Consider the following 15027-nt stretch of genomic DNA (forward strand, 5'->3'; position numbering starts at 1 on the left):
TCATGACGCGCCATCTCCATCCGGCGCCGGCAGCTGCGGCAGCCGGGCGAGGCTGACGCCGGCAGCCTGGTGACGGAACATGCGTTCGAGCAGCTCGGCGGCTTGTCTCGCCGCATCCGCCGGCGCGAGCCCGCTTTGGCGGACATTGGAGATGCAGTTGCGCTCGGAATCGACGCGGCCGCGGCGTGGCATCCAGGTCAGATAGAGGCCGAGCGAGTCGGCGGCGCTCAGACCCGGGCGCTCGCCGATCAGGATGATCGAGGCCGACGCGCCGAACAGCTCGCCAACATGATCGGCGAGCGCGACGCGGCCCTGCGAAGCAACGATCACCGGCGACAGCCGTCGGCCGGTTGCAACCAGGCGCGGCATCAGCGCATCGAGCACGGGCAGGGCGTTGACCTGCACCGCGCGGCTGCTCAGGCCATCGGCGACCACCAGCACGATGTCGGCCGGCGCGCGCGGCTCCGACAGCAGCGCTTCCGACGTGGGCGAGAGCAGGCGGCCTGCGTCGGGGCGCTGCAGATAGGTCGCGCGATCGGCGGTGCGGCTGTGCACGGCAAGCGCCGGCCAGCCATGCGCGGTGACCTCGGCCGCAAAGCGCTCGGCATCGAATGGCTTCAGCACGGCATCGCGCGCTTCGGCATGGGCTGCCTGGAAGCCGAGATGTGCCGACGTCGGCAGGCCAGGACCGCAGCGTCCCAACGCGATCCGTGCCTCGGTGTAGCGTGACAGCCAGCGCCAATCGTCCGATGACGAAGTTGCCGGCGAGTTGCTCTCGTCGGAGCCGCTCATCACTTGGCCTCCAGCAGCGGCAGCGCCGGCATCAGCCGCGCCGGCTCGAAGCGCAGCTCGCCTTTGGCATCGCTGAGGCCGGTGGCCGCGAGCCAGGCCTCGAACTCCGGCGCCGCGCGCTTGCCAAGCACCTTGCGCACATAGAGCGCGTCATGGAACGAGGTGCTTTGATAGTTCAGCATGATGTCGTCAGCGCCCGGCACACCCATGATGTAGGTGCAGCCGGCGACGCCCAGCAGGGTCAGCAGCGCATCCATGTCGTCCTGGTCGGCTTCTGCGTGGTTGGTGTAGCAGACGTCGCAGCCCATCGGCAGCCCCAGCAGCTTGCCGCAGAAATGATCCTCCAGGCCCGCGCGCATGATCTGCTTCCCGTCGTAGAGATATTCCGGACCGATGAAGCCGACCACGGTGTTCACGAGCAGCGGCCGATAGCGCCGCGCGACCGCGTAGCAGCGAGCTTCCAAGGTCTGCTGGTCGACGCCGCAATGGCCGCCGGAGGAGAGCTCGCTGCCCTGTCCGGTCTCGAAATACATCACGTTGCCACCGACGGGACAGCGCTGCAGGCCTTCGGCCGCGGCGAGCGCCTCGTCGAGCAGCGACAGCGTGATGCCGAAGCCGCGATTGGCCTCCTCGCTGCCGGCCAGCGACTGGAACACGAGATCGACCGGCGCGCGGCGCTCGATCGCCTTCAGCGCGGTCGTAACATGGGCCAGCACGCAGGACTGGATCGGTGCATGCGAGGCAAGCCGCAAGGTCTCGATCAAGTCGAGCAGCCGTACCATCGTGTCGACGTCGTCGCTTGCCGGGTTGATGCCGATCGTTGCATCGCCGACCCCGTACATTAGCCCGTCGAGGATCGAGGCCGCGACGCCCTTGAGATCGTCGAGCGGGTGGTTGGGCTGCAGCCGCGTCGACATCCGGCCCGGCAGGCCGATGGTGCAGCGGAAGCGCGTCACGACCTCGCATTTCGCCGCGACCGTCACCAGGTCCTGCAGCCGCATGATCTTGCAGACCGCAGCAACCATCTCCGGCGTCAGCCCCGGCGATACGCCGCTGAGCGCATCTGCGTCGGCCGCATCCGACAGCAGCCATTCGCGGAAAGCGCCGACCGTCAGGCTCGCGACGGGAGCGAACGCCTTGCCATCATGCTGGTCGACGATCAGCCGCGTGACCTCGTCGCTCTCGTAGGGAATGACGGCTTCGTTGAGGAAATGGCGCAGCGGCAGCTCGGCGAGCGCCATCCGTGCCGCGACGCGTTCGGCGGCATCCTGCGCGGCGAGGCCTGCCAGGACGTCGCCCGAGCGCAACGGCGTTGCCTTCGCAAGCAAGGTTCTGAGGTCGTCGAACCGATAGCGCGTGCCGCCCAGCGTGTGTGAAAAACCCATTGGTGCTCTCCTCAGCGGCTGCCGCGATCAGTCTCGGCGGCCCGGTCGATCACGGGGTTCGTCGGGATGGGGAGAGCGGAAGAGGACGTCATATCGAGGACCTTTCTCGGCACCGCGCAGAGCGGCATCATGCACGATATATGCCCGCATCCGATGACCATTTTGCCGCGCGTCACCGTCGATTTCGTGCGGGTTGCGTCGGCGGCGGCGTCGGCTAAGGTCGCGCGCCAAGCGACAACGCAACCCGAGAGGAACCTGACATGACGCGGATTCGCTGCATCACCGAGATGGGCATGGGCGTCGACGTCCATGGCCGCGACGCCACCAAGGCCGCCAAGCGCGCGGTGTCGGACGCGATCCGCCATTCCAGCCTCGGCTTCTTCCGCATGGTCGGCAAGACGCCGCAGGACATGCTTGTCGACGTCACCATCGGCGTTCCCAATCCGGAGGCTGTCGACACCGCCGCGGTCGCCAAGGAGCTGCCCTATGGCACCGTGACCGTGACCGCCGTCAAAGGTGGGCTGGAGATTCCGGCCGAGGCCGGCAGCGACGCCATCATCATCGCCAACGCGGCGGTGCTGGTCCATCTCGACGACGGCAAGTGACGCTCTCGCGCAGGGGTCATGCGCGTGGCGTTCTGATATGAATGTCAAACAGCATGTCATCGCGATCCCGCGGCGCGTTGCGCGCCCGGGTGATGATCGTACGGTGTCCCTCTTTGAACAGAGGGCGCAGGGAAGGCCGGGTATCCGCTGATACCCGCGGCCCCCGTGCGTGAAGAAGTGCACGGGGCAGGAACCACAGGCTCAGCCGGACGATCCCGGCCTTCCCTGCGCAACGGTTTTCCGGCTTATACGTGCTCTCCCCGGGGACCGGGCTTTGTTGCCCCCGTCGCCTGCTGATCATCTCAGCCGGCTTGACCTCAGCATCGGGAGGCCAGGACCACACGATTTCGCCGGCGCGTCCTGCCGTTCGTCCGCACGGCAACACCATGCTGCGGCAGAGCTGCGCCCATCGCATCCCGCCTCCACGTTCGTGACGATCGCGAAGCGCCCCTCTTGGTGAGGCGGGACAGGCCCACTGTTTCATGAATTCCGAAAAAGCGAAAGAGGAATCTTGCCGGCTCATGACTGGCGCCGGCGAACGCATTGAGAGCGTTGGCGGAAAAGGTCTTTGCGTGAGTCCGCACGAGGCTGCTCCGACGTCGCGGCTGCGGCTGGTCGCCGCAAGTCCGGGCCTGTGAGTCGCCCGACGGGCAGCGCTGAGCTTCGCCTTGATGAAGGACCGCACCGCTCTCCGGTGACCACCGCGCGGCGTGTGATGCAGTGATGGCGCTCAAAGCCGCGGGTCGATCGGCTCGCTCTCCAGCGCCAGCACCGCGAACACGCATTCATGCACGCGCCGCAGCGGCTCGCGGGCGACGAAGCGCGTGAGCGCCTCGTGGCCGAGGGCGAACTCGCGCAAGGCCAGCTTGCGCTTGCCGTCGAGCCTGCGCTGGCGCAGCCGAACGATGTGCTCCGGCGCATCATATTCCGGGCCGTAGATGATGCGCAGATATTCTGATCCGCGCACCTTCAGCGCCGGCTGGATCAGGCCCTTCGGGCCGCGTGCGACGAAGCTGCGCGGTTTCACCACCATGCCTTCGCCGCCGCCTTCGGTGAGTTGCTCCCACCAGGCGATGGCGTCGGCGACGGCCTGGTCGTCCGCCAGCGCCACTGTCCGCCATTGCGTGCGGGTGACGACGGATGTCGACACGGCCGCCAGCCGGTCGGCGAGGCCCATGTGCCAGACATGGTCCTGGTCGAACCAGACCCGGCCTTCGCTGGCCAGCAGGTGAAACGGCGCGACCTTGAGATCATCGACGCCCGAGACCGGCCAGATGTAGGGCGCCCAGGCCCGGCCATAGCGTATGGCACGTTGCACCCGGTCGCGGACGTGATCGCCGAGCGCTGCGACATCGAGGCCACGCGCGGCGGCGCGATCCAGCGCATCCGCCGCCGCCGAGAGGCCGGCGACCGAGGACGCCGCGACCGGGGCATACTGGCTCTCGATCAGGCTGCCGGCCTTGGCTGACCACGGCATGATCTCGGCATCGAGCAGAGCCCAGTCGGACTGCAGCTCCTGCCACAAGCCGGATTCGTCGAAGGCCAGCCGCAGCCGCGCCAGCAGCGCCTCGGCCATCGCGGCGTCGTTGAAGAAGGCGCGTCCGGTGCGGGTCCAGATCGCGCCGCGCTCGTCGCCGCCAACACCAAAGCGCGCTCTGGCCACCTCGGCGCTCCTGCACAGCGCGATCACCGCGCGCGAGCCCATGTGCTTCTCCTCGCACACGACCTCGCCGACGCCACGGTCGCGGAAATGCGCGAACGCTTCCTCGGGCCGCTCCAGCCAGCCCTCGCGCGCGCTGGTCTCGGACGGCGACATGGTCGGCGGCAGATAGGCCAGCCATTGCGGCGCCAGCGCGAACCGGCTCATCACCTCCAGCGCGGCGGCGGCGTTCTCCTCGGCGACGACGACGCGGTTCAGCAACGTCGTGTCGATCCAGCGCCGGCCGCTGACGTCGCCGATGTCGAGCAGTTGATCGGCCTCGGCCTGCGCCGAGGCGGTGCCGGCGCGGGCCGCGAGCGGACGGACGGGCTCGCACCAGACGCGCTCGGCCTCGACGTCGACGATCTCGCGCTCCGGCCAGCGCAACGCCGTGAGCCTGCCGCCGAACACGCAGCCGGTGTCGAGGCAGAGCGTGTTGTTGACCCATTCCGCGTTGAGCACCGGCGTGTGGCCATGGACCACGCTGGTCGTCCCGCGATAGTTCGCGGCCCAGTCGGCGCGCACGGGCAGGCCGAATTCGTCGATTTCGCCGGTGGTCTCGCCATAGAGCGCGAACTCGCGCACCGCGCCGGAGCCGCGGCCGATCATCTCCTCCTTCAGCCCGGCATGCGCGACCGCGAGCCGGCCGCCGTCGAGCCAGACATGGCTGCGCAGGCCGTCGAGGAACGATGGCAGCGCGTCGCGGAAGCTGCGGTTTTCCTTCGCAAGCTGATCGATCGTGGCCTGCAGGCCGTGCGCGATCGTGATCTTGCGGCCGGCGAGCCAGCGCTGGAATTTGCGGTCGTGATTGCCCTGCACGGCATAGGCGCTGCCCGCGGCCGTCATGCTCATGACGATGCGCAGCACATCCGGCGAGCGCGGGCCGCGATCGACGAGATCGCCGACGAAGACGGCCTTGCGGCCGGCCGGCGGCGTCACGGTGACCGCGCGATCGCCCCCGGCCTCGGTCCATGTGACCTGATAGCCGAGCTTCGCCAGCAGCGCCTGCAACTCATCGGCGCAGCCATGGACGTCGCCGATGATGTCGAACGGCCCGCCGTCGTGGCGCTTGTCGGTCCACAGCGGCTGCCGCGTGAGGGTGGCGGCCTCGATCCGCTCGACGCTGTCGAGCTTCCACACCTGGCGAAAGCCCTCGCGCTGCAGGCCGCCGAGGCCGCGGCGGATCTCCGACACCATGCGCTGCACGACTGGCCCGCCGAAAGTGCGCTCCGGCCGTGTCCGGTTTCTGTCGATGCAGATGTCGATGCCGGGATCGAACACGATCGCGACCGGCAGCGCATGCCATTTGCGCGCCAGCTCGATCCAGCCCTTGCGGTCCGCGGGGCGCACATTGGTGGCGTCGATCACCGCGAGGCGGCGATGCTTGAGGCGCCGGCCTGCGATTTCGCGCACGATGTCGAAGGCATCGGCGGAGACGCTCTGATCGGTCTCGTCGTCCGCGACCAGCGCGCGGCAGTGATCCGAGGAGATCACCTCGGTCGGCAGGAAATGCCTAGCGGCGAAGGTCGACTTGCCGGAGCCGGTCGAGCCGATCAATACGACCAGCGAGAAGTCGGGGATGTCGATGTTCATGGAATTGCTCAGCGGGTGAAGACGGCCATCTGGGTCGGCGCGCCGAAGGTCTCGTCATGGTGGCCGATACCGGAGAAGGCGACCTGATAGGTGAAGGCTGCGCAGATGCGCTCGGCCCAGGCGGCGAACTCGGCACGGCTCCATTCGAAGCGATGGTCGCGGTGGCGGAACTGGCCTGCGGGCAGGCTCGAAAACAGCGCATTGTAGTCGGCGTTCGGCGTGGTCACGATCACGGCGCGCGGACGCGCTGCGCCGAACACGACGCGCTCGACCAGCGGCAGCCGGTCGGGATCGAGATGCTCGATCACCTCGACCAATGCAGCAGCATCGACGCCGGCCCAGCGGTCGTCGCGATAGGTCAGCGAGCCGTGGAGAAGCGTGACGCGGCCCTCGGGCGGGCCGCCTGGCCATCCCAGCTTCAGTCGCCTGGACGCGCGCTCCAACTCATGCGCGGCAGGATCGAGCCCGATCAGCCGGGTCACCCAGCGCTCGCGCACGAGGAGCTGCAGCAGCTTGCCTTCGCCGCAGCCGAGGTCGGCAATGGCCTTGGCGCCGCTCGTGCGCAGCGCGTCGACGACCGCTTCCATCCGCAGGTCGTTGAGCCGGATCGGCCGTTCCAGCGTGTCCTCGGACTCGCTGCGCGCCTCCGGCTCCAGCGCGTCGTCCTGCGTCTCGGGCGCAAGGCGTTCCAAAGCCGCGCGTGCGAGTACGCCGCGGTGGCGCAGATAGCGGCGCACGATCAGCTCCCTCGCAGGATGCGTGTCGAGCCAGCCTTCGCCGCGCTTGAGCAGCTTGTCGATCTCCTCGTCGCCGACCCAATAGTGCTTGGCGTCGTCCATCACGGGGATCAGCACGTAGAGATGATTGAGGAGCGCGCTGAGCCGCGCGGTGCCGCGCAGCGTGAGCCGGACGTAGCGGCTCGACGCGTCGCCCTGCGGCCCCGGGATCGCGGCGAGATCGACCTGCCAGCCGAGCGGCTCGAACAATTGCCGCAGCACGGCTTCGCCGCCGCGCAGGGGCAGGGGTGTCACAACCGCTTCGAGTGAAATGGCGCTGTCGGCGAGCTCCTGGCGCGCGCTGCTGACGCCGTTCATCGCGGTCCGGAACGCCTTGTTCAGCGCGACCGACAGGAACGACGACGCGGCATAGGGCCTGTCGTTGACATATTGGTCGAGCAGCCCGTCGCTCTGGCCTTTGCCGCGGACGAGGCCGATCGGGTCGACGTCGAGCACCAGCGCCGCCTCACAGCGGCTCTCGCGGGCCTCGGGATAGAAGATCAGCGCCTTGCCATAGGTGAGCTCGAGCTCATGCAGCCTGTCGGGATGCTTGTTGAGCAGGTAGCCGAGATCGGTGGCGGGCTGGTGGGTGGTGGCGATGGACAGAAACATGAGGTCAGATACCGGATGAGGAAACAACGATCCAGTGCTTCGAAGCCAAAGTTTGGCGGTGGCCGTTCTCGCATTCGCTTTCGCATCGGCTCTGGGAGCGCTGGACAAAAGGTGCGCCATCTCCGCAGGACGACTCTTGCGGAGAACGAGGGCAGGGACGCAATTCGGCTCGAATCGTCATGGAATTGACTTCGCATGAGCAGAGTCCTGAAAATCGCCGGGCTGCTGGTGCTGATCTGCGCCGGCTTCATGTTCTTCAACAACGCCAATCTGCAGGTGACAAAGGAGGCTGGGCGGCTGCATCTCCTGGCTCATCGAGGTGTGTCACAGCAGTTCGATCGCACCGGCCTGACGAGCGAAACCTGCACCGCGGCGCGCATGCTGCCGCCGACGCATGACTATCTCGAGAACACCATCGCCTCGATGCGCGCCAGCTTTCTGGCCGGCGCCGATATCGTGGAATTCGACGTGCACCCAACCACCGATGGCCAGTTCGCGGTGTTCCATGACTGGACGCTCGACTGTCGCACCGATGGCAAGGGCGTCACGCGCGAGCATGCGATGACGGCGTTGCGGCAGCTCGACATCGGTTATGGCTACACCGCCGATGGCGGGCGCACCTTTCCATTCCGCGGCAAGGGCGTCGGCCTGATGCCGTCGCTGGACGAGGTGCTCGCGACCTTTCCGGACAAGTCGTTCCTGATCAACGTCAAGAGCAATGATCCGGCGGAAGGCCGGCTGCTTGCCGCGGCACTTGCACCGATCGACGCTGCGCAACGCGGGCGGCTGATGGTGTATGGTGGCGATGCGCCGATCGCGGCGCTCAGGGCGGCGCAGCCGGAGCTGAAGGTGATGTCGCGCGGCATGCTGAAGAGCTGCCTGCTGCGATATATCGGATATGGCTGGACGGGGCTGGTGCCGTCCGCATGCCGGAACATGATGGTGCTGGTCCCGGTCAATGTCGCGCCGTGGCTCTGGGGCTGGCCAGACCGTTTCCTCGAGCGCATGGCACAAGGAGGAAGCAGCGTCTTCGTGGTCGGTGCCTATCATGGCGAGACATTCTCCACCGGACTGGATTCGCCGGACGACATCGCCCGGTTGCCCAAGGCCTTCGCTGGGGGCGTGATGACGGACGAGATCGAAACGGTGGCGCCGCTCCTGAAGCACGCTCCGCAAGGAGATCAATCGAGCCGGCCGTAACCGCGCAGCATGGGAAGGAGACCCGGGCGCGTCTGTGACGCGTCCGGGTCCATTGTCGTCAGTGCAGGGTGGCGCCTCGCAGCGTCTCCTCCTGCGCCGCGATCCAGGCGATCACGGCTTCGGAGAAGCCGTCGACCCGCGTCCAGGGTCCGTAACCGACCCCGTGCTGGTACGACGCCACGTTGACCATGGTCCCGCGCGCCTTGGGCGACGGCACCGCATCGTGGCTCTGCTCGTCGGTGAAGACGATCAGGCGGTCTCCCTTGCGGTCGATCTCGCCGACCGCACGGCCGAGATAGGTCCCGGAATGCGGCTGCGACCCGAGGATCGCATCGCGCAGCGCAAAGCCACGGCGCGGCGGCACCTTCACGACCTTGTCGCTGAACGTGAAGATTTCCACCTCGTCGCAGACCTCGCGGGCGAGGATCGCGAGCCCGCACGCAGCCTCCGCGCGCGTCATCTCTGACTGCGCGGACAGCTTCGCGAACATCGATCCCGAGACGTCGATCAGGAGCCGCGTGCGACCTGGCAGCCGCGCGTAGCCCTTGATCGCGCCCAGCATCGCCTGCTCGAGCTCGGGCTCGAAGTCCGGCGCATGCCGCGCCGCCGTGATGAACCGATACGGCAGGATCCTGTCCGTCCGCATCGTCTCGATCGCGGCCGCGATGGTTGCCCGCGGCACCCCGACCTCTCGCATCAGGCGCAGGTTGCGCAACAGCGCCAGCGCTCCGAGCCGCTTCTCGGCGAGCAGCCGCTCGAAGCTCGCGCGCTTGTCCGAGCCCTTCGACAGCGCGACCTCCCAGGTGTCGGGCGAGGGCAGCTCGCTTGCGGCGAGCTGCTTCCACACCGCCTCCTGAGCGGCATCCCTGGGCTTGGCGTGCACCAGGAACAGGACGTCGCGGAGCCGCACCGGTCCTTCGCGGTCATACTTCGCGAGCTGATAGGCGTCGAACTTCGTGAACGCCTTCGCCAGCCCCTTCTTGACCTGGGCCGACACCGGCTGCCGCCTGCGCTGCTGCTGCGGACCCAGCGAGTCCGCCCAGTAGATCGCGAGCAGCTCGGTCATCTCGTCCGGCCGCTGGATGATGCGCGCCAGCGTCTCGGCGACCAGCGCACGGTGCTCCGGCAGCCGCGCCATCTCGCGGGCGACGAGCAGCGGCGCGTGCCGCAGCTTCATCTCCTCGCGCGCGCGGACCGCGAGCTGCGCCGCCTCGCGCGGCGCGACCTGCGGCACCAGCGCCTTGATGCGCTCGGCGACCGACACACCGTCCTCGTAGAACTGGTCCTCCCACAGCAGGCAGCTCAGCAGCGTACGCTGCAGTGCCTGCTCGGGCGCGAGCTGCCGGGACGGCGCACCCTCATGGGTGAAGGCGCGCAGGAACTTGTTGAGCCTGACCATGATGGCCTCCTCTCTGGGTTGATCTTGGTTGATGACGGGTGGAAGGAACGTCACGCGTGATCTCGTGCGGAGACCACGCGTCACAGATGACCACGCGCCAGGAACGGGCGAATGCTGAGCTCCGCTCCACCGGCGTGGAGCGGATAGTGCTCTGCCACTGAGCTACCGGCGCATGGAACGCCGGATGGGACTCGAACCCACGACCTCTCGATCCGCAATCGAAGTATCAGCACTCTTCACCACGGCGCGTGGAAGAAGGTGGCGCAGCAGACGTCTGCGCCGCAACGATCTGACCGCCTGTTCGAAGACGATCAGTTGAGATGGATCACGAGCCGGGAACAGGCGACGGCTGAGACCCGGTCGCTGATGGACCGGACAGCGCTCTGACCTCTGAGCTACCGGCATGGCGCCGGGCGGGAGTCGAACCCGCGACCTCTGGCGTGCAAGGCGAAGTAACAGTCGTCTTCACCACGGCTCGTGGATACGTTCGGCGGGGAATAGGCGATGCTGTTGCTGCCCCAATGGGGCGCTCGGTTTCAACGAAGTAACAGACATCTTCACCACCGCCTTGGCCGCCCGGCGGTCGCCGAGTGGCGTTGATGGCATGCTGGGGAACAGGCGGTCTCGGCGATCAATGACGCCAACGCAGGTCATCCGAAAGAAGAACAACCGAAACCCGCGACTCGACGGCCCTCGCATGGCCGCCTCCACGGTACGTGACGCCATAGGCGGGATTCGAACCCGCATCACCAATGGTACGAAGGAGCCGACACCTTCACCACCAGCATCTCCCGGCCGCGAACGACCGGGAATTCAAATAGCTTGTTGGCGGCGCTGCCCTGCGCCGCGTGTTGCGAGCTCCATGGAGCCCGCTCTGTCATCGGTGTCCGGCGCGCGCGCCTTCGTTCCCTCCGACAGGCCCCGCGCGCTCGGGCACGCGCATCACCTGCGCGAGCCCCGGGATCCGGGTCTCCCGTTCCGGCTGACAGCCGGGACTTCCGTTGGTTTCGCCGTGCAGGCCGCTCGCGTGAGGGCAACAAAAAACCCTCCGGAGCGGCTGGCTCGGGAGGGTCCGTGTGATGCGGACTGTTGATCTTGCCTCAGGCAAGACCGCTCCCCCGAGCATGGCGTGCGCCATCCACCGGCATGACGCCGTTGGACGTGCGGATGAAGTGTTCGTAGCCGAAGGACATCGTCTCGCTCATGTTTGTCGCGGGCGCAGTCGCTCGCGAGGCCGCGGGACATACGCCGCTTTGTTGGGGCTGTCAACAGCGTGTCTTCGAACTTTTTTGCCGGCTGCGGCGGCCTTGATCTGCAACAACGCGCCGATGCGATGCCGGCGTATTGTCATCTTTAGCTCGATTGCAGCGGAACATGCAGGCGTGTTTGCTATGAACCGGCGAACGGTATTGTTAGGAACGGGGAGCGCGATTGCTGCCGCCATGCTCGGCGCTGCATCCTGGCGCGCGATCACGGGGACGATGCACGACTATGAGACGTATAGCGCCCGACTGCGCGCGCCGCTGTCGCCCGATATCACTTCGGTGATCCGCTACGCGACGCTTGCAGCCAACAGCCACAACACGCAGCCCTGGCGCTTTCGCGTAGCGCAGGATGCGATCGAGATCATGCCCGATCCGTCACGCCGCACGCCGGTGGTCGATCCGGACGACCATCATCTGTTCGTCAGCCTGGGCTGCGCGGCTGTCAATCTCGCGATCGCCGCGGATGCGAGCGGCCGTCCGGGCGAGCTCAGCAGCGACGGCCGGACGGTGCGGTACAGCTTCACGAACCGCACGGCGCATGACGACGCGCGGCTTGCGGCAATCGTCCGCAGACAGTCGACGCGCGCGGAGTATGACGGACGACCGGTGCCGCCAGGCGATCTCGCCGCGCTGCAGGCCGCGTCAACCATGCCAGGCGTCGATCTCGCGATCATCACGGCTCCCGCCGCGATCGCCGCCATCCGCGATCTCGTCGTCGCCGGCAATGATACGCAGATGCTCGATGCGGCGTTCATGCGCGAACTGAAGAGCTGGCTGCGGTTCAATCCGCGCAGCGCGATCGAGACCGGCGACGGGCTGTTCGCGGCTGCCAGCGGCAACCCGTCATTGCCGACCGCGCTCGGTGGCCTCGCCTTCGATCGGCTCTTCAATGCCGCGTCGGAGAACGACAAATACGCGCGGCAGATTCGCTCATCGGCCGGTGTCGCCGTATTCACCGCCGAGCAGGCCGATGCCTCGCATTGGATCAGGGCCGGGCAGGCGTGCCAGCGCTTCGCGCTCGAAGCGACGCGGCTGGGCCTGAAGCTTGCCTTCATCAACCAGCCGGTCGAAGTGGCCGCGTTGCGGCCAGAGCTGGCGCGCGTGGTCGGAACGACACGGCGGCCGGATCTCGTGCTGCGCTTCGGCTACGGGCCGGCGCTGCCCTTCTCGCCGCGGCGACGCGTTGCCGATGTGCTGAGTTCATGAGTCGTTCCTGTCAATCTTGACGGATTTGCGACTCGGTGCATTGCTTCGCTGCATGTTCGAGAACACCCGATTTGCACGCATGAGCGACGGGCATTATTGCCTGGTGCGCGACCTTGGCCTGGTCAAGGGCGGCAAGGGCATGCGCCATCATGAGGTGGTGGTCGATTTCAGCTATCGCGGCATGAAGGTGTTTGCCAAGCAGGGCGCGTCGTCGCTTATGCGCCGGGTCGCGGCGAAGCTCGCGCAGCATGACGCCACGTCGAAGCTTCCGGCGCTGCTGCGCGTGCGTCTGCGCGAGCCGCAGTAGCGTCAGCGCTTCCGCCGAAGCTTACCTCTCTGCGGCGTCGCGATCGGTCGTTTCGGGTCGTAGGGGCTGTTCGGATTGACGTCGAGCTCGACGTCGGTGACGCAGTATTGCGGCTGGCGGTGGCTGCGCCCCGAATGCCAGCGCCCCTGGCGCAGCTCGACCTCGCTGATGTCAGCGACATCGAAGCACTTCCATTGGCCGCCCGGCGGCAGGCCGCTGCTCGCGCCGCCCGCGAACTGGAACGCGAGCACGCGCTCGCGGCCGGCGGTGTGGCCGAGGATGATCGGGCAGATCGCGCGGGCGAAGCCGCCATACATGCACAGCACCTGCTGGCGTGTGATCATCGCCTGCATGATCAACTGGTAGGTCGGGCTCGGCATGCTGGCTTTCTGCACGATGCAGCAACATAAGACCGTCGGCCGCATGCGGTTCCGCATCGAACCTTGCAGCGGCGGCTCACGGGCTTAGATTGAGGCCTCAGCGACAAAGCGAGCAAGAGCCACGATGTCCGATCTCTCCAGCTTTCCGATCACCACGCGCTGGCCGGCGCAGCATCCCGACCGCATCCAGCTCTATTCACTGCCGACCCCGAACGGCGTGAAGGTCTCGATCATGCTGGAGGAGACCGGCCTGGCCTACGAGCCGCACACGATCGATTTCGGCAAGGACGACCAGAAGACCCCGGAATTCCTCTCGCTCAGTCCGAACGGCAAGATTCCCGCGATCATCGATCCCGACGGTCCCGGCGGCCAGCCGCTCGGCCTGTTCGAATCCGGCGCAATCCTGCAGTACCTTGCCGAGAAGACCGGACAATTCCTGCCGAACGATCCGGCGCGGCGCTGGCAGACGATCCAGTGGGTGCATTTCCAGATGGGCGGCATCGGTCCGATGTTCGGGCAGCTCGGCTTCTTCCACAAATTCGCCGGCCGCGAGTACGAGGACAAGCGGCCGTTGCAGCGCTATGTCGCGGAGAGCAGGCGGCTGCTCGGCGTACTCGACGACAGGCTTGATGGCCGGCAGTGGATCATGGACGCCGACTACACCATCGCCGACATCGCGACGCTCGGCTGGGTGCGCAACCTGATCGGCTTCTACGGCGCGCGCGAGCTCACAGCCTTCGATGAGCTCGCGCATGTTCCGGCCTGGCTCGAGCGCGGGCTGGCGCGGCCGGCGGTACAGCGCGGGCTGGAGATCCCGCAGCGGCCGTGATCGTCAGCGAGGCCGATTTCGAACGTTGCATGGCCGAGCTGCTGTCCGCGCCGGCCACGCCGGGCGACGCCGTGCTGCCGTCCGACAGCGCGATGTGGCGCGTGCATCGCGAGGCCGCGCTGTTTCTCGGCGCAGGCCGCGCGCTGCTGTTGCAGCTCGCCCATCCCTGGGTGGCGGCGGGCGTTGCCGAGCAGTCGAAGGTGTTCGCCGATCCGCTCGGCCGTTTCCACCGCACCTTCGGCATCGTCTACACCATGGTGTTCGGCACGCGCGCGCAGGCGGTTGCCGTGGCGCGGCGGTTGTATCGGCGTCACGCCGCGGTCGACGGCGTCATGCCTGAGACGGTCGGACCGTTCGTGGCCGGCTCGCACTATCGCGCCAACGACGTCGACGCGCTGCGCTGGGTCCATGCCACCCTGGTCGAGACTGCGATGATGTCCTACGGCCTGTTGTGTCCGCCGCTTGGCGATGACGAGCGCGAGCAATATTGGCGTGAGGCGATGCGCTTCGCCGGTCTGTTCGGGATTCCGCATGAGGTGCTGCCGCCGGACTGGGGGGGGTTCAAGGCCTATGCGGCCGACATGATGGAATCGGAGACGCTGACGGTCAGCACGGCCGCGCGCGACATCGCGCAGCGCATCTTCTCGGGCGAGGCGACCTGGATCGCACCGCCGCGCTGGTTCGCGGCGCTGACGGCCGAGATGTTGCCGGAGCGGCTGCGGCTCGCCTTCGCGCTGCCCTATGGCGAGCGCGAACGCCGCAGCGCCGCGCGAGCTCGAGTCTGGTTGCCGCGCGCCTATGCGGTGCTGCCGGAGAGATTGCGCACCGTCGGCCCTTATCAGGAGGCGATGGCGCGCATCGAGGGGACGACGTGTCCGCCGTTCACGCGGCTGCTCAACCGCGTCTGGATCGGACAGCCCAGCATGGCGAGCCCGTTCGAACAGCGCGCAGAACGTGCGCGGAGCGGGACGGTCTGAGC

The 15027-nt window shown here is 67.4% G+C and carries 12 protein-coding genes and 1 tRNA gene; 6 read left to right on the forward strand and 7 right to left on the reverse strand.

Annotation, left to right across the window (positions count from 1 at the left end):
* Both eutC and QX039_RS02035 read right to left on the reverse strand, forming a co-directional pair.
* A complete protein-coding gene (gene eutC / locus QX039_RS02030; RefSeq protein ID WP_315739318.1) occupies window positions 1–792 on the reverse strand; it encodes an ethanolamine ammonia-lyase subunit EutC in 792 nt (263 codons plus the stop codon).
* The gene (locus tag QX039_RS02035; RefSeq protein WP_315770998.1) at window positions 792–2177 is read right to left on the reverse strand and encodes an ethanolamine ammonia-lyase subunit EutB; all 1386 of its coding nucleotides are present in this window, start codon (window positions 2175–2177) and stop codon (window positions 792–794) included. Before QX039_RS02035 ends, eutC begins: the two co-directional genes overlap by 1 nt.
* A 260-nt stretch (window positions 2178–2437) precedes the next feature.
* On the opposite strand from QX039_RS02035, the gene QX039_RS02040 reads away from it, so the two are divergent.
* Window positions 2438–2782 (forward strand): Lin0512 family protein, encoded by a 345-nt coding sequence (locus QX039_RS02040; RefSeq protein WP_315771000.1) that lies wholly within the window; start codon window positions 2438–2440, stop codon window positions 2780–2782.
* A gap of 730 nt (window positions 2783–3512) precedes the next feature.
* Here the strand turns inward: QX039_RS02040 and QX039_RS02045 are convergent.
* Together QX039_RS02045 and QX039_RS02050 are read right to left on the reverse strand one after the other, a co-directional pair.
* A complete protein-coding gene (locus QX039_RS02045) occupies window positions 3513–6074 on the reverse strand; it encodes a polynucleotide kinase-phosphatase (protein WP_315771002.1) in 2562 nt (853 codons plus the stop codon).
* A gap of 8 nt (window positions 6075–6082) precedes the next feature.
* Window positions 6083–7462 (reverse strand): 3' terminal RNA ribose 2'-O-methyltransferase Hen1, encoded by a 1380-nt coding sequence (locus QX039_RS02050; protein ID WP_315771004.1) that lies wholly within the window; start codon window positions 7460–7462, stop codon window positions 6083–6085.
* 195 nt (window positions 7463–7657) lie between these two features.
* Here QX039_RS02050 and QX039_RS02055 point away from each other — a divergent pair, with 195 nt between their 5' ends.
* Entirely contained in the window at window positions 7658–8662 is a 1005-nt protein-coding gene (locus tag QX039_RS02055) for a glycerophosphodiester phosphodiesterase family protein (protein WP_315771005.1), read from the forward strand.
* Between the two features lie 58 nt (window positions 8663–8720).
* On the opposite strand, the gene QX039_RS02060 is transcribed toward QX039_RS02055, so the two are convergent.
* The gene (locus QX039_RS02060) at window positions 8721–10061 is read right to left on the reverse strand and encodes a TROVE domain-containing protein (protein ID WP_315771006.1); all 1341 of its coding nucleotides are present in this window, start codon (window positions 10059–10061) and stop codon (window positions 8721–8723) included.
* Between the two features lie 173 nt (window positions 10062–10234).
* Window positions 10235–10309 (reverse strand) — tRNA-OTHER (locus tag QX039_RS02065).
* A 1143-nt stretch (window positions 10310–11452) separates the two neighbouring features.
* Here QX039_RS02065 and QX039_RS02070 point away from each other — a divergent pair.
* Together QX039_RS02070 and QX039_RS02075 are read left to right on the forward strand one after the other, a co-directional pair.
* Window positions 11453–12532 carry an Acg family FMN-binding oxidoreductase gene (locus QX039_RS02070; protein WP_315771007.1) on the forward strand — a complete coding sequence of 360 codons (1080 nt, stop codon included), beginning with the start codon at window positions 11453–11455 and terminating at the stop codon, window positions 12530–12532.
* Window positions 12533–12611: 79 nt separating this feature from the next.
* Window positions 12612–12839, forward strand: coding sequence for a hypothetical protein (locus QX039_RS02075; protein WP_315739326.1), 228 nt, complete (start codon window positions 12612–12614; stop codon window positions 12837–12839).
* A gap of 2 nt (window positions 12840–12841) precedes the next feature.
* Here QX039_RS02075 and QX039_RS02080 read toward each other — a convergent pair whose 3' ends face one another.
* Complete coding sequence (locus QX039_RS02080) at window positions 12842–13219, reverse strand: hypothetical protein (RefSeq protein WP_315771009.1); 378 nt, start codon at window positions 13217–13219, stop codon at window positions 12842–12844.
* A gap of 124 nt (window positions 13220–13343) precedes the next feature.
* Here QX039_RS02080 and QX039_RS02085 point away from each other — a divergent pair, with 124 nt between their 5' ends.
* Together QX039_RS02085 and QX039_RS02090 are read left to right on the forward strand one after the other, a co-directional pair.
* Window positions 13344–14048 carry a glutathione S-transferase N-terminal domain-containing protein gene (locus tag QX039_RS02085; RefSeq protein WP_315771011.1) on the forward strand — a complete coding sequence of 235 codons (705 nt, stop codon included), beginning with the start codon at window positions 13344–13346 and terminating at the stop codon, window positions 14046–14048.
* Complete coding sequence (locus tag QX039_RS02090; RefSeq protein WP_315771012.1) at window positions 14045–15025, forward strand: oxygenase MpaB family protein; 981 nt, start codon at window positions 14045–14047, stop codon at window positions 15023–15025. Before QX039_RS02085 ends, QX039_RS02090 begins: the two co-directional genes overlap by 4 nt.
* The last annotated feature ends 2 nt before the right edge of the window (window positions 15026–15027 follow it).

It is taken from the genome of Bradyrhizobium sp. SZCCHNR1043 (genome assembly GCF_032489675.1).
In the GTDB taxonomy this organism is placed as follows: domain Bacteria; phylum Pseudomonadota; class Alphaproteobacteria; order Rhizobiales; family Xanthobacteraceae; genus Bradyrhizobium.